A 15,695-nucleotide genomic window follows, 5' to 3' on the forward strand; every position below is an offset into this window, starting at 1 on the left:
TTAAGGGAGCGGCTGAGGAAGCCTTTGCAGCAGGGCCTTCACCTCAGGATCCGGGTTTCGCCTAACCTCCTCCTCAAGAAACCTCCTCGCCTCGGGCACCTTCCCCTGCTCCAACAGGGCCTTGGCCAAGGTAAACCGCGCCAAGGGATAGTGGGGTTCCACCGCCAGGACCTGCCGGGCAAGGAGCTCTGCCTCCTTGGCCCGGCCCAGGGCCAGGACCACCTCGGCAAGCCCCCAGCGGGCATCCAGGCTCCCGGGATCCCCGGCCAAAACCAGACGGTAGCTCTCCTCCGCCTCCCCATAGCGCTTCATGTGGTAAAGGAGCCTGGCGTAGCGCACGCGGATGTCGGGGCTGTCCAAAAGGGCCAGGGCCTTCTCGTAAAGGGGCTTAGCCTCGGTGTGGCGGCCTTGCAGGTAAAGGGCAAAGGCCAGCTCGCCCAAGGCCTCCGCATCATCCGGGAAAGCGGACACCGCCTGGCGCAAGAAGGCTTCCGCTCCGGCTGGGTCCTGGGGAAGCCGTTTCCTGCCCTCGTAGAAGCTTCTCCGCTCCCGGAAGGGCACGGGGTCCGAGGGGTAGCCCTCGAGGCCCACTTCATCCAAGGCCATGGCCCGCACCTGGCTCAGGCGGTCCGCCTGGGGCAGGTAGCGGAACAGGTTGCCCTCCACCTTGGCGGAAAGGACCACCGCCTCCCCGCTCCGCACCTCCACCCGGAAGGCCCGGGTCCCCTCAGGACCCAGGAGGCGGAAGACCACCTCCCCCTCAGGACCCGGCACCGGACGCACCAAGGGAGCAGCAAGAAGCTTCCGCCTAACCCCCTTGCCCAAGACCGCCCCTTCCCCGGCAGGAAGCGTCTCTTGCCCCAAGGCCACCTTCCCCCGGTACAGGGAAAGCCGGGCTCCGCCTTCCCGGGAAAGACGGAGGTGGGTCCCGGTGGGCCGCACCCGGCCCTCCGGGGTGGAAAGGGTCAGGGGCAGGGGTTTTTCCCGCACGGCCTCCACCCCTCCTCCTTCCAGGCTCACCTGCACCCTATTCCCCCCACCCCAAAGGCTCCGCCAGCGCCGGGCTTCCCCTTTAGCCTCGGGGCTAAAGGCCAGCTCCAGCCCGGGAAGCCGCACCACCTCCCCCGCCGGCACCTCCCCGAAGGCCTTGGAACCCAAGGGAGCAGGGAGGATGGGCAGGCGGGCCAAGGCGATCAGGGCCACCATGAGGAGAAGAAGCCTTCCCACCAGGGCCCTTTGGCCCGGCCGGGGCCTGGGCAAGAGGAGAAGGAAGGTGCTTCCCTGGCCGAGACGGCTTCTTAAGCGCACCTCGCCCCCATGGGCCTCGAGGACCCGCTTCACCAGGGCAAGCCCAAGCCCTGTCCCCTCCACCTCCCCCCGGGTGGAGGCCCGGTAGAAGGGTTCAAAGACCCTTGCCTGCTCCTCCTTGGGGATGCCGGGGCCCGTGTCGGAAACCGCAATGCCGTACCGCTCTGGGCCCACCAGCAGGCGCACCGCCACCCGCCCCCTTTCCGGGGTGTACTTGACGGCGTTGTTGACCACATTGAGCACCGCCTGGTACAGCCACTCCCGGTCCCCGTAGACCCAGGCCTCCCGCTTGGGCAGGATCAGCCGCAGGGCAATGCCCCTCCTTCGGGCCAGGGGGCGCATCTCCTCCGCCACCTGCAGAAGGAGGGCCTTCAGGTCCACCCGCTCGCTTTTCAGGCGGACCCCTTGGCCCAGGCGCAGGTACTCCCGGGCCTTGTTGAGGAGGTCCTGGATGCGCCGGGCACTCTTCTCGGCGATGGAAAGAAGCTCCTTGGCCTCCTCCGGCAGGCCCTCCACCTCCAGGGTGAGCTCGAGGGCTCCGAGAACGCTCATGAGAGGGTTTTTGATCTCGTGGAGGAGAAGGCCGAGGAGCCTCGAGGTTTCCTCCTGGCTTTTCAGGAGGGCCAGTTCCCTCTCCCTAAGCTCCAAAACCTCCCGCAAAACCTTAAGGAGAAGCCGAAGGGCCTCCCTTACCTCTTGGGAGGGGGGTGGCCCCTCCCAGTAGAGGGCGATCTCGCCCTCCTCCCAAAGCTTCTCCCCCCTCAAGGGCTCTTCGGGAAGGACCTCCCCCCGGAATAGGACCCGCACCGGGTAACGGCGGAGGACCTCCGCCAAAAACCCCAGGTCGGCGGGCAAGGCTTTGACCATCGGAAGAAGGCTACTCCAAAGGCTTGAAAACCCCGTGAAAGGCTAGGGCTTCGGGGCCATCACCACCAGGAGAAGGGCGGGGTTGGCCGACTCGTTCCGCACCCCATGGGTCTCCCCGGAGCGAGCCAAAGCCGCCATCCCCGGAACCAAAAGAACCTCCTCCTTCCCGATGCGCACCACCACCTCGCCCTCTAAAACATAGTAGACCTTATCGGAGCCCTCATGGGCGTGCACCTTTTGCGCCTGACCGGGAAGGAGAGCGTAAAGGTCAAAGAAGAACTTGTCGGACTCAAACACGGGGATTTTGGCCATTTTTTCTGGGTTATACCGCACCAGGCTCTTGAGGTCTTTAATCTCCATGGCCCCAAGTCTACTTGACGAAAGCCCAAGCGGGGCACTACACTAACCTTTGCGCGCCGGGGAGTAGCGCAGCCTGGTAGCGCACACGCTTGGGGTGCGTGTGGTCGTCGGTTCAAATCCGGCCTCCCCGACCAGAAACCCCCGCCCACACGGGCGGGGGGTTGTCTTTGGGGCTCCCACCCTGGCACAGCCAGGGCGGGGTGGGTTATGCCCGACCCACCGTGCCCATCAGCTCGAACTTCTCCCGGATCACCTGCTTCAGGTAGTCCCGGCCCTTCCCGATGATCTTGCGGGGGTCAAACTCCTTGGGGTTCCCCACCACCACCTCGCGGATCCCCAGGGTCATGGCCAGGCGCAGGTCGGTGTCGATGTTGATCTTGGCGATGCCGTTGGGAATGGCCTTTTTGATGTCCTCGTCGTGGATGCCCGTGGCCTCCTTCAGCTCGGCCCCCGTGGCCAAGAGCTTCTCCTTGAGCCAGGTGGGGACCCCGCTGGCCCCGTGGAGCACCAGGGGGATATGCACCCGTTTGCTGATCTCCTCGAGGCGCTTGTGGTCAATGTAGGGCCGGCCCTTGCCCTTGTAGGCCCCGTGGCTGGTGCCGATGGCGATGGCCAGGTAGTCGATGCCCGTCTCCGCCACGAAGCGCTCCGCCTCCTCGGGATCGGTGAGGAAGGCCTCCGCCTCGGACACCTGGATGTTGTCCTCAATGCCCTGAAGCCGGCCCAGCTCCGCCTCCACACTCACCCCCACCGCGTGGGCCGCCTCCACCACCTTCTTGGTCTCGGCCACGTTTTCCTCAAAGGGGTGGTGGCTGGCGTCAATCATCACGCTGGTGAAGCCCGCCCTCAGGGCCTGCATCACCATCTTGAAGTCGGCCCCGTGGTCCAGGTGGAGGACCACGGGCACCTTGGTGCGGCTGGCCATGTCCTTCACCAGGTTGGCCAGGTTCTCCATCCCCGCGTACTTCCGGGCTCCATCGGAAACCTGGATGAAGACCGGAGCCCTCAGTTCATCGGCCACCTCCAGGATGGCCTGGGTAATCTCCAGGTTGTTGGTGTTGAAGCTGGGAACCGCATAGCCTTCCCGCCGCGCCTTGTCCAAAACCTCCTTACCTATCGCCAAGGGCATAGAGCACCTCCTTTAGCTCCTTAAGGTTATCAGCCACGGGCCGCTTGTTAAAAAGGGCGCTTCCCGCCACGGCCACGTCTGCTCCTGCCCGGTACACCTCGGCCACGGTATCCCGGTTCACGCCCCCATCCACCTCAATGAGGCAAGAGGGATTCAGCCTATCCCGCATCTCCTTGAGCCGGCGAAGCCTTCCCGTGGAGGTGGGAATGTATTTCTGCCCCCCAAACCCCGGGTTCACGCTCATGAGGAGGGCCAGATCCAGCTCGGGCAACAGGGGCTCAAAGGCCTCGAGGGGGGTAGCAGGGTTGAGGGCAAGCCCCGCCTTCTTACCCAGCTCCTTCACCTTCTGCACCGCCCGGTGAGCATGGGGGGTAGCCTCAAAGTGGACGGTGATCACATCGGCTCCAGCGCGGGCGAAGTCCTCCAGGTACCTCTCCGGCTGCACGATCATCAGGTGCACGTCCAAAGGCAAGGAAGTCACCCGCCGCACCGCCTCCACCAGAAGGGGCCCGAAGGTGAGGTTGGGGACGAACACCCCATCCATCACGTCCAGGTGGATCCAGTCCACCCCTGCCGCCTGGGCTTCCTCGATCTGGTCCTTCAGCCTCGCCAGGTCCGCCGTGAGGATGGAGGGCGCAAACTTGAGCATCCTTTCCCCCTAGGCCACCCGCAGGTGCCCCCGCTCGATGGCCAGCTCCCGCATCTTAACCAGATAGTAGGCGATGATGAGCTGGGTCAGGGCCAGGGGATAGCTCTGCCCCGCCTTATCCCAGAAGGTACCCACCAGGCTGGGGTCGAAGTGCTCGGCATGGTGGCCCAGATGATCCCAGATGATGCGCTCAAAGGCCTGGGCCTGCTCGGGGGTCACGTGGCCGGTGATGTCCAGGATGTCCGCCTCCTTCCGGGTTTCCAGGCGGATCAGGGCCTCGTCCTCGTAGGCGGAGTGGAGCACCTCCGAGAGGTCCAGGCGGGGCAGGGTGTGCTTGAGGGTGATCCTTACGTTCAGGGTGCTGGGGTTTTCCGGATCGTAGCCCACGGGGCGGTAGAAGCGCACGATGATGTCCGCATGCTCCTTCTGCGGCCAGATAAAGGCCCGGGAATCGGGCATGCGCCTTTCGATGTCGGCGATGACCTCCTCCGGGGTGTACCCCCGCTTGGCCACATCCCGCTTCACCTTCCATTCCCGCCTGAGCTCCTCCTCGGGGTCCAGGTAGACGGTGAGGTGGTAGCGGCTCCTCAAGGCCGGGGAAAAAAGGGTAAGGAGCCCCTCCAGGATCACCACCCGGGGAATGAGCCTGCCCTCCTCCTCCACCGCCCGCGGCGCCGGAACGTACACCGGCGGGTCAAAGGTGCCCGTGGAGTGGTTGTACACCGGCTTCAGGATGGGTTCCCCCTCGGAAAGAAGCCTCACGTGCTGCTCCATGATGTCCATGTAGTTGCACTCGGGGTTCAAGGGGGTGATACCCAGCTCCTTGCGCTGCTTGCGGTCGTACTTGTGGTAGTCGTCCACGCAGATGTTGGTGGTGCGCTCCACCCCCAAAAGCCGGGCGATCCCCGCAGAAATGGTGGTCTTCCCCGCCCCCGAGTCACCGGCAATGCCCAACATGAAAGGCCTATGGGGCATCTTCCTCCTCCCTAAAAACCGAGCTGGCGTAGATGTCGTCGGCGGTGAGGGTCATGAGCTCCTCTAGGGTCACCGGCCCCGCCTTCTGGTAAAGCCGGTAGGCCTGCCGAAGCTTGAAGCGGTCCAGGGCATTGCGCACGCTCCGGGCATAGGCGAAGTTGGGAAGGCGCATGCGGCGTTCCAGGTACTCCAAGAAGGCCTTTTCCGCCTCCTCGGTGAAACGATAGCCCTGCCGTTCCAGCATGAGCTTGCCGATCTGGAAGAGTTCTTCGGCGCTATAGGGGGGAAACTCTATGTGGTGGGCGATGCGGGAGCGCATCCCCGGGTTTAGGGTGAAGAACTCCTCCATGCGGTCCTTGTACCCTGCCAGGATCACCACCAGGTCCTCCCGCTGGTTCTCCATCACCTGGAGGAGGATCTCGATGGTTTCCTGGCCGTAGTCCCGCTCGTTTTCCGCCCGGTAGAGGCTATAGGCCTCGTCGATGAAGAGCACACCCCCCATGGCCCGCTTCAGGACCTCCTTGGTCTTGGGGGCGGTGTGGCCGATGTACTGGCCCACCAGGTCGTCGCGGCTGGCCACCACCAGGTGGTCGCGACGGATGTAGCCCAGCTTGTGCAGGATGGTGGCCATCCTCAAGGCCACCGTGGTCTTGCCCGTGCCCGGGGGGCCCACAAAGGCCATGTGCAGGGTAGGCCGGTCGGCGGTAAGCCCCAGCTCCCGGCGAAGCCGGTCCACGGAGAGGTAGGCGGCGATCTCCCGGATCCGCTGCTTCACCGGCCTAAGGCCCACAAGCTCCTGGTCCAAGGTATCCAGCACCGCCTCGATCTCGGGGTTTTTCACCACCGCCAGGTTTTGGCCTTGGGTTTCCTGCATAACCCTCCTTGATTTAGCTAAGGGGCCCCGGGCACGGCCGGGACCCCCAGACCCTTGGGACTACTCCTGGTAACGCTCGCCTTCCAGCCTCATGGTGACGTAGGGCTCCAAGGTGTATTTCAGCCTGCGCCCATCGCTCCAAAGCTGCCGGTGCAGGCGGAAGCCAGGCTCTTTCTTAGGCCGGTGGGCGATGAAGGACACCCTTTGCGCCTGCCACATGGGGGAGGGATCGTAGCCGTTGATCTTGATGTAGTGGTTGGGGAAGGCCTCGCGGCACTTCTGGAACTCGTACATGGCCGCCGCCGCGTCCTCCAGGTCAAACATGGGCAGGCCCCACATGTTCCAGTAGACGTTGTAGGGGCTAGGGTCGTCGGTGTACTCGATGGAAACCGCCCAGCCGTTTTTGATGATGTACTCGATCTGGCCCCGGATCTCCTCGTCCGCCAGGTCGGGCAAGTAGGAGAAGGTACCTTGGGTAATCCGCATCTTCCTCAGCTCCTTTCTTAGCTGGTGGGGGTGGGAAGCACGTCCGGGGTATCGGTGGAGGCAAAGTCAAAGGTGACGCTACCCCAGGTATCCAAAGCCGCCGCCAAAGCTGGCGAGTGCTGGGCCGCCTTCTTGAGGATCTCGGGACCTTCGGCCAGGATGTCCCGGCCCTCGTTGCGGGCCTTAACCATGGCCTCCAGGGCCACCCGGTTGGCCGTGGCCCCCGCCTGGATGCCCATGGGGTGGCCGATGGTGCCGCCCCCAAACTGCAAGACCACATCGTCCCCAAAGAGGGAGAGGAGGAGGTGCATCTGGCCGGCGTGGATCCCCCCGGAGGCCACGGGCATCACCGCGGGCAGGTACGCCCAGTCCTGGTCAAAGTAGATGCCCTTCACGGGGTCGGCCTTCACGTACTGCTCCCTGAGGATGTCGTAGTAGCCCCGCACCAGGTTGGGATCGCCTTCCAGCTTGCCCACGGCGGTGCCGGCATGGATGTGGTCCACCCCCAGCATCCGCATCCACTTGGCCAGGACCCGGAAGTTGATGCCGTGGTTTTTCTGGCGGGTGAAGGTGGCGTGGCTGGCCCGGTGGAGGTGGAGGATCATGCCGTTCTTGTGACACCAGTTGGAGACGGACTGCAAGGCGGTGTAGCCCATGGTGAGGTCCACCATGACGATGATGGAGCCGATCTCCTTGGCGAACTCCAACCTCTCGTAGACATCCTCCATGGTGGCGGCGGTGACGTTCATGTAGTGGCCCTTGCGCTCCCCCGTGACCTGCTCCGCCTTCATCACCGCCTCCTGGGCGTAGAGGAAGCGGTCCCGCCAGCGCATAAAGGGCTGGGAGTTGATGTTCTCGTCGTCCTTGGTGAAGTCCAAGCCCCCCGCCAAGGCCTCGTAAACCACCCGGCCGTAGTTGCGCCCGGAGAGGCCCAGCTTGGGCTTCACCGTGGCCCCGAGGAGGGGGCGGCCGTACTTGTTCAGCATGTCCCGCTCCACAGGGATGCCGTGGGGAGCGCCCTTGAAGGTTTTCAGGTAGGCCACAGGGATGCGCAGGTCCTCGAGGCGCAGGGCCTTAAGGGCCTTGAAGCCGAAGACGTTCCCGATGATGGAGGAGGTCATGTTGGCGATGGACCCCTCCTCAAAAAGCGCCAGGTCGTAGGCGATCCAGGCGAAGTACTGCTCGGGATTGCCGGGAACGGGTTCCACCCGGAAGGCCTTGGCCCGGTACCGGTCCAGGTAGGTGAGGCGGTCGGTCCAGACCACCGTCCAGGTGGCCGTGGAGGACTCCCCAGCCACCGCCGCCGCCGCCTCCTCGGGCTCCACCCCAGGCTGGGGCGTCACCCGAAAAAGGGCGATGGTGTCCGTATCCTTGGGCTCATAGTCCGGGTCCCAGTAGCCCATCTGCTTATACTCCAGGACTCCGGCCTTGCTGTACTTACCTTTTCCCGCGTATCCTGTTGCCATTTCCACACCTCCTAATAGGCCACGGGGCTGATGCCCCGAAGCTTTTCAAGCTGGTGCCAGGCTTCCACCTTCCTGAGGGTCCGGGTGGCCCCGCGGATGACCAGGCTCTCGGTCCAGGCCTGGCTTTCCCCATAGCGCACGCCCTTTAGGAAGGGGCCGTCGGTGATGCCGGTGGCGGCAAAGTGGGTGTCCTCGGCCGAGCAGAGTTCGTCCAAGGTATACACCCGATCCAGGTCATAGCCGGCATGCACCACGTTCCAGCGTTCCTCCTCGCTTTGCGGATCCAGGCGCATCTGCATCCCACCCCCTAAGGCCCGCACCGCCACGGCGGCGATCACCCCCTCTGGGGTGCCCCCCGTGCCCATGAGCACGTCAATACCCGTGTTGGGTAGCACCGCGGCCAAGGCCCCGCCCACATCCCCATCGGTCTGCAGGCTGATCCGGGCCCCGGCCATCCGGATTTCCTCAATAAGCCGGCTGTGGCGAGGCTTATCCAGGACGAAAACCGTGAGCTCCCGCACCTCCTTTTTCAAGGCGCGGGCGATCTCCTTTAGGTTGTCGGCCACCGAGGCCTTAAGGTCAATGGCCTCCTTGGCTTCCGGGCCCACCACCAGCTTGGCCGCATAGAAGGCGGGTCCCGGGTTAAAAAGAGAGCCCTCCGGAGCTGCGGCGATGACGCTGATGGCCCCCGGGCGACCCAAGGCAAGGAGCCTCGTGCCCTCCACCGGGTCCACCGCCAGGTCCCAGGAAGGGCCCCGGCCTTGGCCCAGAACCTCGCCGTTGTAGAGCATGGGGGCCTTATCCTTCTCCCCTTCCCCGATCACCACCCGGCCGCGGAAGTCCAGGCTGTTGAGGAGGAGGCGCATGGCCTCCACCGCCGCCCGGTCCCCCCCTTCCTTGTCCCCCCGGCCCACATACCGGGCCGAGGCCAAAGCAGCGGCCTCGGTAGCCCGCATCAGGTCCAGGCCCAGGTTGCGCGTGGGCATAGCCATGCGCTTACCTTAGAGGGGGCATTTTATTATTGCAATCATATGTTTTCGGCTATAACATAAGCCCATGCTCATATCTAAAAACGCTAAACTGCCGAACCCTGCCGCGTTACGGGTCTTTGTCACGGTGGTGGAGGAAGGTGGGGTGGGCCGGGCAGCCCTAGCCTTGGGCATCACCCAGCCCGCGGTAAGCCAGTACCTGAGGGCCCTGGAGGAACAGGTGGGCCACCCCCTGTTTGAGCGCCCGGGGCGGCACCTGGTCCTCTCCCGCGTGGGCGAGGCCCTCCTGCCCGAGGCCAGGCGGGTGGTGCAGGCCCTGGAGGAGTTCCAGCGGGTTTCCCAGGCCATGGGCCGGTTGGAACTGGGGGAGGTTACCCTGGGAGCCGCCACCACCATGGCCACCTACGTGCTTCCCCTTTTCCTAAAGAACTTCCACGACGCCCATCCCGGGGTAAGGGTGCACGTGGAAAGCGGCTCCTCCGAGCGCCTGGCGGAGCGCCTGCTCATAGGGGAAGTGGAGTTCGCTGTGTTAGAGGGTGTAGAGCATTGGGAAGGCTACGAGCGCCACCTTTTTTACGAGGATGAGCTGGGCCTCATCGTGCCCCCCGACCACCCCTGGGCGGGGCGGGAAACCGTGCCCCCAGAGTGGTTAAAGGAGGAAACCCTCATCGTGCGCAAGCCCGGCTCCATGACCTGGCGGGCCCTGGAACGGGCCTTTGAGCAAGCGGGCTTGGAGCTTAACCCTACCTTCTACACTGACAACAACGAGGTCACCAAGCGCCTGGTGCTGGCGAAAGCTGGGGTCGGGATCGTAAGCCGGGTGGTGGTCCAGCCCAACTTAAAGGTGGGGAACCTCCGAGCCCTAAGGCTGGCTGCGCCCGTGGGGGAGATCCGCCGCTACTTCTGGCTGGTGCACCCCAAGAGCGTGGCCAACCCCGCAGCCCAGGCCCTCATCGCCCTGCTTCGCTCCTAGTAAGGCGCATGGCCAAGGCCAAGGCCACCACCATGAGGGAAAGAAGCCCCAGCTCGGCCAAGACCGCCATGAAGGCGGGATCCGCCAGGTCAAACTTCTCCACCGCCTCTGCGGTCAGGACCAGGATGCGGCGGATGGCGGCGATGAGGCCGATAACCAGAAAGGGGGTGGCCTCGAGGGTCCCTTCCTTGGCGAAACGCAGCAGGGTGTAGAGGATTTCCGCCAGCATCAAGGCAAGAAGCACGCGGTCCAAAAGGCTCAGGGCCACCTCCCCGTAGTCCCCCCTCATCAGGTGGTACACCCCCTCCACCAAGGTGGAAAGGAGGAGAACCGCCGCCCCGCCGGCGATGAGAAAGCCAGCGAAGAGGTAGATTACCGTTTCCGTTATCTGGAGAACCCTGTAAGCGTCCCGCTTCACCGTTTTAGTCTACATCGTTGAGGTAGGTGAAATCCCCCTGTTCCTCCAAAAATTTCTGCATCTCGTAGGGGGAGCGGATCCCCTCCTCCCCTGGGAAAGGACCTTCCATCCAGTGGGGCGGGGCCTCTGGGGGCGGGGTCTGGAAACCGTAGAGGTAGTAGAGGGCCCAGTAGCCATGGGCGTCCTTCAAAATCACCGCATCCCCGTAACCATCCTCCAGCACCTTCACCGCCTGCTTCCTGGCCTCCTGGTAGGGCATTTCTGAGTAATCCATATACACCCCCTACTTGGACTCGTTGATGAAGAGGGTATAACCATTGTCCTCCAGCCAACGGGCCTGATCGTAAGAATCCAGGAACTCCTCGGGGGAAGCCTTGGGTCCTTCCACCCAGTCCGGGGTTTCGTCTGGATCCGGGGCCTTGCGCCCGTACCAGCTGTAGAAGTAGTAGAGGGCGTAGTATCCTCCCTCCCCCTCGAGGACCAATCCCTCCCCTATTCCATCCACCAGGACCTTCAAAGCCCTGGCCTCCGCCTCCCGGTGGGCTAGCTGCCGCATGGCACCTCCGTGATCACCAGGTAATCGGTGGTGATCCGGTCCTGGGCCATGGGGCGGAAGACCTTGTTGGCAAACTCCACGTGCAAGGGATGGTCCCGGTAGAACTCCACCACCTCAGGCCCCTCAAAAAGGATAGAAAGCCAGTAGCGGTAGCGGGCCCCTTCGGCAAGAGCCTCCCCATAGCGCAACCCACAAACCCCGGGAATCTGCAAGAGGACCTCCCGGGCCTTCCGCACCATCTCCCTCACCTCCTTCGGACTGGCCTCGGCGTTGAACACGATCAGGTGCTCCACCACTTTTTCACCTCCTCCAGGTAGGAAAGGTCCACCACCACCCTCTCCCCGGACCTCGGCCCCTGGAGGACGGGCGCAGGGTTCCCGGGCTCCCCCAGGTGGGGAAGAAGGGCGTGGGCTTCTTGGTAGTCCTGGTCCAGGGTATAAAGGCTAGGGGTGATGAGCACGGGGAAACCCGCCCCCAGGGCGCTCAGGAGACCATTGCGGGAATCCTCCACCACCAGCCCCTCTTCCGGGGCCAAGCCCAGGCGCTCCCGGGCCAGGAGGTAGATGCCGGGATCCGGCTTCTTCCTTGCCACCACATCCCCGGCCAAAACCAGGGAAAACCAGCCCGATAGACCCGCACCCTCCAAGAAGGCCTCGGCGTTTTCCGGGCTGGTGGTGGTGCAAAGGGCTAAGGCCACCCCTGCCTCCCGGGCCTCGAGGAGAAGCCGGCGCACCCCCGGGCGCAACGCGACCCCCTCTTCCCGCAAAAGCTTCAGGTAAAGGTCCGTCTTGTAGCGGTGCACCTCGGCGATCTCCTCCCAGGAAAGCCCAGGTGCCCCCGGGGTTTCCTCCAGGGCCCGCTTAAGGCGCTCCTTCCCCCCGGTGGTCCAAAGGAGGCGGGCGTAGGTTTCCTGGTCCCAGTAAAGGGGAAGGCCAAAGTGGGCAAAGGCCCGGTTGAAGGCCTCCCGGTGGAGTTCCTCAGTCTCCGCCAAGGTGCCGTCCAAATCCCAAAGAAGGGCCTTCAGCTTCCCCACCATAGGCGCATCCGGGCCATGGCCAAATCCTTGAGGCCCTCCTTCATGGCCGCCATCAGGCCCAGGTAGTCTTCCGCTCCCACCCTCCTGAGAACCGAGGCCGCCTCGAGGGCCAGGTCGGCATAAAGGTTGATCTTTCGGATCCCCCGGTCCACCAAAGCCCGATAGTCCTCCGGGCTTAAGCCCGAAGCCCCGTGGAGGACCAGGGGCACGGGAAGGTGGCCCAGCTCCTCCAACAAGGGCAGATTGAGGCGCACCGGCCCCTTGTGCAGGCCGTGGCGGGTGCCAATGCTCACCGCCAGGGCGTCCACCCCGGTCTCCTCCAGGTAGCGCCTGGCTTCCAAGGGGTCGGTGTAGGCCACGGGCTCATGGGAAACCTCCCCCCCGTAACCTCCCGGCACTGCCCCCACCTCCCCTTCCACCGTAGCCCCATAGGCCCGGGCCACCTCCACCGCCAGGCGGGTCAGTTGGATGTTCTCCTCGAGGGGCAGATGGCTTCCATCGAGCATCACGCTGGTGAAGCCCTGTTTTAACGCCCGTACCACCTCCTGGAGGCTTTCCCCATGGTCCAGGTGTAGGGCCACGGGTACCTTGGCCCCCTCCGCCAAATGGCGGAGCCCAGGTGCCAGGGCTTCCAGGGGCGGCCCCCCTAGGTGTAGGGCCACGCTGAGAATCACCGGAAGGCCCAGGGTTTCTGCGCCCTCCAGGATGGCCTCCGCCCACTCCAGGCCTACCACGTCAAAGGCCCCCACCGCCCGGCCCTTTTCCGGCAGAACCTCCCGCAAGGTGGCCAGCATCCCTCCCCCCTATACCCCAAACACCATGCCTTCCCCCCGCATCCCCAGGAAGCGGGGGACCACCCTATGGACGTCCACCCGAGCGCACTCGGCCACATCCTCCCCAAGCCCCACCGCCACCAAGGCCTTGGCGGCCTCGCTGGCTGAGAGCACCGGCAAAGGCGGGTTCTCCGCCAAGAAGAGGGCTAGATGGGCCATTTCTCCCACAGGAGTAAACCCCAGGGCTTGCAACCGCCTTCCGATGACCCCAGCCGTGTAAAGGTCATCCAGGGCTATGTTGCCCTCCTTGCCCGCACAGAGGATAGCTACTTCCCCGCCTGCACCTGCCGCCACCTCCGCCACCGCCTGGGCGTTTTGCAAGGAACCCAGAAGGATATACCTAGCCCCTAAGGCCGCATGGGCGGCCCGGGTGCCGTTGGTGGTGGCCATGACCACGGTCTTCCCCACCACCCTTTCCACCTCCCGGGGGGAGTTGCCCAGGTCAAACCCCTTTGGGGGAAGCCCTCCCACTTCCCCGGCCAGGACTTCCCCATCCTGGCGTAAGGCCCGTGCGGCCTCCACTCCCGGGGCTAGAACCAGGGCCTTGGCCCCAGCCCTTAGGTAAAGGGCGGCGGTGGTGGTGGCCCGGATGACATCCACCACAATGGCCATTCCCGCATAAGCCTCAGGACGAGGGAGGGGATCTACCCAAAACCTCATAGGAGCTCTTCCAAAGCCGCCGCCACCCGCTCCGGGGTAAAGCCCAGCTTCTCGTAGACCTCGGGGTAAGGGGCGCTGGCCCCGAAGCGGTCCAGACCCACCACCTTGTGGGCGTACCGCTCCCAACCCAGGGTAGCCCCTGCCTCCACCGCCACGGTGGGGAGGCCTGGGGGAAGCACTTCCCGCCTATACTCCTCCGGCTGGGCGGCAAAGAGTTCAAAGGAAGGCAGGCTCACCACCCGCACCCGGCGGCCCTTCTCCGCCAAAAGGACCCTGGCCTTCAAGGCCAGGTGCACCTCGCTTCCCGTGGCCACGATCACCCCTTCGGGGTCCTCTACATCCTCCAGGATGTAGCCTCCCTTGAGGGCCCCCTTGGCCTTTTCCGGGGAAAGGAGAGGAACTGCCTGGCGGGTGAGGATGAGGGCCGTGGGACCTTCCTTGCGGCTTAGGGCCACCCGCCAGGCGTAGAAGGTCTCGTAGGCGTCTGCGGGACGAATCACCCAAAGGCCCGGCATGGCCCGGAGGCTCATGAGGTGCTCCACGGGCTGGTGGGTGGGGCCGTCCTCCCCCAGGGCGATGGTGTCGTGGGTGAAGACGAAGATCGTGGGGGTGCCCATGAGGGCCGCCAGGCGGATGGCGGGGCGCATGTAGTCGGAAAAAACTAGGAAAGTGCCCCCATACGCCCTATAGCCCCCATGAAGGTTAAGGCCGTTGAGGATGGCCCCCATGCCGTGCTCCCGCACCCCGTAGTGGATGTACCGCCCCGTGGGGTTTTGCGGGGAAAAGTCCGCCATGCCCTGGGCCTGGGTGTTGTTGGAGGGGGTGAGGTCGGCGCTCCCGCCCAAAAGCTCGGGCATCCCGGGAACGATGGCGTCTAGGGCCTTGCCGCTCGCCGCCCGGGTAGCCACGGGCTTGTCAAAGGCTGGGGGCTCCTCGGGAAGGGAGGGAAGATCGCCCTTTAAGCGGCGCAGAAGCTCCTGGTGCAGGTCGGGATAGGCCCGGGCATAGGCCTCCATGAGCTCTTCCCAGGCCTCCTGCCAAGCCCTTCCCTTCTCCCGCATGTCCATGTGCCGGTAGACTTCCTCGGGAACCTCAAAGGGCGGGTAGGGCCAGCCCAGGTTCCTACGGGTGGCCTCCACCGCCTCCGGACCCAAGGGTTCCCCGTGGGCCTTGTGGGAGTCCTGTTTGGGGGAACCGTAACCGATGTGGCTCCGCACGGCGATGAGGGAGGGCCTTTCGTCTAGCTGGGCCAGGCGGATGGCGTGGCGGAGGGCCTCGAGGTCGTTGGCATCCTCCACCCTGAGGGTGTGCCATCCATAGGCCCGGTAGCGCGCCAGGACATCCTCGGTAAAAGCCAGGTCGGTGGAGCCGTCAATGGAGATGTGGTTGTTATCCCAAAACACGATGAGCTTGGAAAGCTTCCAGTGTCCTGCCAAGGAGCTGGCCTCCCCGGAAACCCCCTCCATCAGGTCCCCATCCGAGGCCAGCACGTAGGTGTAGTGGTTCACCACCTCGTAGCCCGGGCGGTTGAACTCGGCAGCCAGCTTCCTCTCCGCCAGGGCCAGGCCCACCGCGGTGGATATACCCTGGCCCAAGGGACCGGTGGTCACCTCCACCCCTGGGGTGTGGCCATACTCGGGGTGGCCCGGGGTCTTGGAACCCCACTGGCGGAAGCGCTTGAGCTCCTCCAAGGGAAGGTCATACCCCGTGAGGTGGAGGATGGCGTAAAGAAGCATGGAGCCATGCCCTGCGGAAAGGACAAACCGGTCGCGATCCGGCCAGTTCGGGTCCAGGGGATTGTGGCGCATGACCTCCCGATACAGAAGATCGGCCAGGGGAGCCATGGCCATGGGCATACCGGGGTGGCCGCTTTTGGCCTTTTCCACAGCGTCTATAGCCAAAAACCGGACGGCGTTCACCGAAAGGCGGGTGAGGTCCTTGGTCTCGGTCATGTTGCCTCCAGGGTACGCCCCCGTGAAGGAGGGCACAAGCGGAGCCAGGGAGCCCTACTATAAGCCAAGGCTTATGTAGAACCCCGTTTCCCCCGGTGAAAGACTATACCCTCTTCCACCCTTCTCCCTCCTTGCTGAGGCTCCGGGCTAGCTTTTAGGGGAAA

Annotated in this window: 18 protein-coding genes and 1 tRNA gene; 2 read left to right on the top strand and 17 right to left on the bottom strand. The window is 64.5% G+C overall.

All coding sequences use genetic code 11. From position 1 onward, the window contains the following. Nucleotides 1-2,175 (bottom strand): ATP-binding protein, encoded by a 2,175-nt coding sequence (locus tag C2847_RS12840; protein ID WP_105317972.1) that lies wholly within the window; start codon nt 2,173-2,175, stop codon nt 1-3. A gap of 42 nt (nt 2,176-2,217) precedes the next feature. Then, nucleotides 2,218-2,535, bottom strand: coding sequence for a cupin domain-containing protein (locus C2847_RS08410; protein ID WP_105317973.1), 318 nt, complete (start codon nt 2,533-2,535; stop codon nt 2,218-2,220). 57 nt (nt 2,536-2,592) lie between these two features. On the opposite strand from C2847_RS08410, the gene C2847_RS08415 reads away from it, so the two are divergent. After that, nucleotides 2,593-2,669 (top strand) — tRNA-Pro (locus tag C2847_RS08415). Between the two features lie 71 nt (nt 2,670-2,740). On the opposite strand, the gene fba is transcribed toward C2847_RS08415, so the two are convergent. The 7 genes from fba to glpX are packed head-to-tail and all read right to left on the bottom strand — an operon-like array spanning nt 2,741 to nt 9,100. Beyond that, nucleotides 2,741-3,664: a class II fructose-1,6-bisphosphate aldolase gene (gene fba, locus C2847_RS08420; RefSeq protein ID WP_105317974.1), complete on the bottom strand. Its 924-nt coding sequence runs from the start codon at nt 3,662-3,664 to the stop codon at nt 2,741-2,743. Next, nucleotides 3,645-4,313 (bottom strand): ribulose-phosphate 3-epimerase, encoded by a 669-nt coding sequence (gene rpe, locus C2847_RS08425; RefSeq protein ID WP_105317975.1) that lies wholly within the window; start codon nt 4,311-4,313, stop codon nt 3,645-3,647. Before rpe ends, fba begins: the two co-directional genes overlap by 20 nt. A gap of 9 nt (nt 4,314-4,322) precedes the next feature. Further along, complete coding sequence (locus C2847_RS08430; protein ID WP_105317976.1) at nt 4,323-5,288, bottom strand: phosphoribulokinase; 966 nt, start codon at nt 5,286-5,288, stop codon at nt 4,323-4,325. Next, the gene (locus tag C2847_RS08435; RefSeq protein WP_105317977.1) at nt 5,278-6,162 is read right to left on the bottom strand and encodes an AAA family ATPase; all 885 of its coding nucleotides are present in this window, start codon (nt 6,160-6,162) and stop codon (nt 5,278-5,280) included. The genes C2847_RS08430 and C2847_RS08435 overlap by 11 nt, the downstream gene beginning before the upstream one ends. 60 nt (nt 6,163-6,222) lie before the next feature. Continuing rightward, the gene (locus C2847_RS08440) at nt 6,223-6,648 is read right to left on the bottom strand and encodes a ribulose bisphosphate carboxylase small subunit (protein WP_105317978.1); all 426 of its coding nucleotides are present in this window, start codon (nt 6,646-6,648) and stop codon (nt 6,223-6,225) included. A gap of 17 nt (nt 6,649-6,665) precedes the next feature. Beyond that, nucleotides 6,666-8,114, bottom strand: a complete 1,449-nt coding sequence (locus tag C2847_RS08445; protein WP_105317979.1) for a form I ribulose bisphosphate carboxylase large subunit — start codon at nt 8,112-8,114, stop codon at nt 6,666-6,668. Between the two features lie 11 nt (nt 8,115-8,125). Next, nucleotides 8,126-9,100: a class II fructose-bisphosphatase gene (gene glpX / locus C2847_RS08450; protein WP_105317980.1), complete on the bottom strand. Its 975-nt coding sequence runs from the start codon at nt 9,098-9,100 to the stop codon at nt 8,126-8,128. Between the two features lie 70 nt (nt 9,101-9,170). Between glpX and C2847_RS08455 the strand changes: the two genes are divergently transcribed. Continuing rightward, entirely contained in the window at nt 9,171-10,076 is a 906-nt protein-coding gene (locus tag C2847_RS08455; protein WP_105317981.1) for a LysR family transcriptional regulator, read from the top strand. Here the strand turns inward: C2847_RS08455 and C2847_RS08460 are convergent. Genes C2847_RS08460 through tkt form a run of 8 tightly spaced genes read right to left on the bottom strand, consistent with a single transcriptional unit; the run spans nt 10,054 to nt 15,531 of the window. Continuing rightward, nucleotides 10,054-10,494: a phosphate-starvation-inducible PsiE family protein gene (locus C2847_RS08460; protein ID WP_105317982.1), complete on the bottom strand. Its 441-nt coding sequence runs from the start codon at nt 10,492-10,494 to the stop codon at nt 10,054-10,056. The genes C2847_RS08455 and C2847_RS08460 overlap by 23 nt on opposite strands. 4 nt (nt 10,495-10,498) lie before the next feature. Continuing rightward, complete coding sequence (locus C2847_RS08465; protein WP_105317983.1) at nt 10,499-10,768, bottom strand: hypothetical protein; 270 nt, start codon at nt 10,766-10,768, stop codon at nt 10,499-10,501. Nucleotides 10,769-10,777: 9 nt separating this feature from the next. After that, nucleotides 10,778-11,050 (bottom strand): annexin VII, encoded by a 273-nt coding sequence (locus C2847_RS08470; RefSeq protein ID WP_105317984.1) that lies wholly within the window; start codon nt 11,048-11,050, stop codon nt 10,778-10,780. After that, nucleotides 11,038-11,346, bottom strand: coding sequence for a Dabb family protein (locus C2847_RS08475; protein ID WP_105317985.1), 309 nt, complete (start codon nt 11,344-11,346; stop codon nt 11,038-11,040). Before C2847_RS08475 ends, C2847_RS08470 begins: the two co-directional genes overlap by 13 nt. After that, entirely contained in the window at nt 11,331-12,086 is a 756-nt protein-coding gene (locus tag C2847_RS08480; RefSeq protein ID WP_105317986.1) for an HAD-IA family hydrolase, read from the bottom strand. The genes C2847_RS08475 and C2847_RS08480 overlap by 16 nt, the downstream gene beginning before the upstream one ends. After that, the gene (locus tag C2847_RS08485; protein ID WP_105317987.1) at nt 12,071-12,880 is read right to left on the bottom strand and encodes a class II fructose-bisphosphate aldolase; all 810 of its coding nucleotides are present in this window, start codon (nt 12,878-12,880) and stop codon (nt 12,071-12,073) included. The genes C2847_RS08480 and C2847_RS08485 overlap by 16 nt, the downstream gene beginning before the upstream one ends. 9 nt (nt 12,881-12,889) lie before the next feature. After that, on the bottom strand, nt 12,890-13,579 hold the full coding sequence (locus C2847_RS08490) for a 2-phosphosulfolactate phosphatase (RefSeq protein WP_105317988.1): 690 nt from the start codon (nt 13,577-13,579) through the stop codon (nt 12,890-12,892). Continuing rightward, entirely contained in the window at nt 13,576-15,531 is a 1,956-nt protein-coding gene (gene tkt / locus C2847_RS08495) for a transketolase (protein ID WP_105317989.1), read from the bottom strand. Before tkt ends, C2847_RS08490 begins: the two co-directional genes overlap by 4 nt. Nucleotides 15,532-15,695 lie beyond the last annotated feature (164 nt).

The sequence above is a fragment of the Thermus tenuipuniceus genome (assembly GCF_002964845.1).
GTDB classification, from domain to species: domain Bacteria; phylum Deinococcota; class Deinococci; order Deinococcales; family Thermaceae; genus Thermus; species Thermus tenuipuniceus.

Excerpts from the sequence above, each read along its gene's own strand:
- C2847_RS08465 (WP_105317983.1), bottom strand. The coding sequence starts at position 10,768 with ATGGATTACTCAGAAATGCCCTACCAGGAGGCCAGGAAGCAGGCGGTG.
- fba (WP_105317974.1), bottom strand. The coding sequence starts at position 3,664 with ATGCCCTTGGCGATAGGTAAGGAGGTTTTGGACAAGGCGCGGCGGGAA.
- tkt (WP_105317989.1), bottom strand. The coding sequence starts at position 15,531 with ATGACCGAGACCAAGGACCTCACCCGCCTTTCGGTGAACGCCGTCCGG.
- C2847_RS08490 (WP_105317988.1), bottom strand. The coding sequence starts at position 13,579 with ATGAGGTTTTGGGTAGATCCCCTCCCTCGTCCTGAGGCTTATGCGGGA.
- C2847_RS08435 (WP_105317977.1), bottom strand. The coding sequence starts at position 6,162 with ATGCAGGAAACCCAAGGCCAAAACCTGGCGGTGGTGAAAAACCCCGAG.
- C2847_RS08455 (WP_105317981.1), top strand. The coding sequence starts at position 9,171 with ATGCTCATATCTAAAAACGCTAAACTGCCGAACCCTGCCGCGTTACGG.
- C2847_RS08480 (WP_105317986.1), bottom strand. The coding sequence starts at position 12,086 with ATGGTGGGGAAGCTGAAGGCCCTTCTTTGGGATTTGGACGGCACCTTG.
- glpX (WP_105317980.1), bottom strand. The coding sequence starts at position 9,100 with ATGCCCACGCGCAACCTGGGCCTGGACCTGATGCGGGCTACCGAGGCC.
- rpe (WP_105317975.1), bottom strand. The coding sequence starts at position 4,313 with ATGCTCAAGTTTGCGCCCTCCATCCTCACGGCGGACCTGGCGAGGCTG.
- C2847_RS08470 (WP_105317984.1), bottom strand. The coding sequence starts at position 11,050 with ATGCGGCAGCTAGCCCACCGGGAGGCGGAGGCCAGGGCTTTGAAGGTC.
- C2847_RS08430 (WP_105317976.1), bottom strand. The coding sequence starts at position 5,288 with ATGCCCCATAGGCCTTTCATGTTGGGCATTGCCGGTGACTCGGGGGCG.
- C2847_RS12840 (WP_105317972.1), bottom strand. The coding sequence starts at position 2,175 with ATGGTCAAAGCCTTGCCCGCCGACCTGGGGTTTTTGGCGGAGGTCCTC.
- C2847_RS08485 (WP_105317987.1), bottom strand. The coding sequence starts at position 12,880 with ATGCTGGCCACCTTGCGGGAGGTTCTGCCGGAAAAGGGCCGGGCGGTG.
- C2847_RS08440 (WP_105317978.1), bottom strand. The coding sequence starts at position 6,648 with ATGCGGATTACCCAAGGTACCTTCTCCTACTTGCCCGACCTGGCGGAC.
- C2847_RS08410 (WP_105317973.1), bottom strand. The coding sequence starts at position 2,535 with ATGGAGATTAAAGACCTCAAGAGCCTGGTGCGGTATAACCCAGAAAAA.
- C2847_RS08445 (WP_105317979.1), bottom strand. The coding sequence starts at position 8,114 with ATGGCAACAGGATACGCGGGAAAAGGTAAGTACAGCAAGGCCGGAGTC.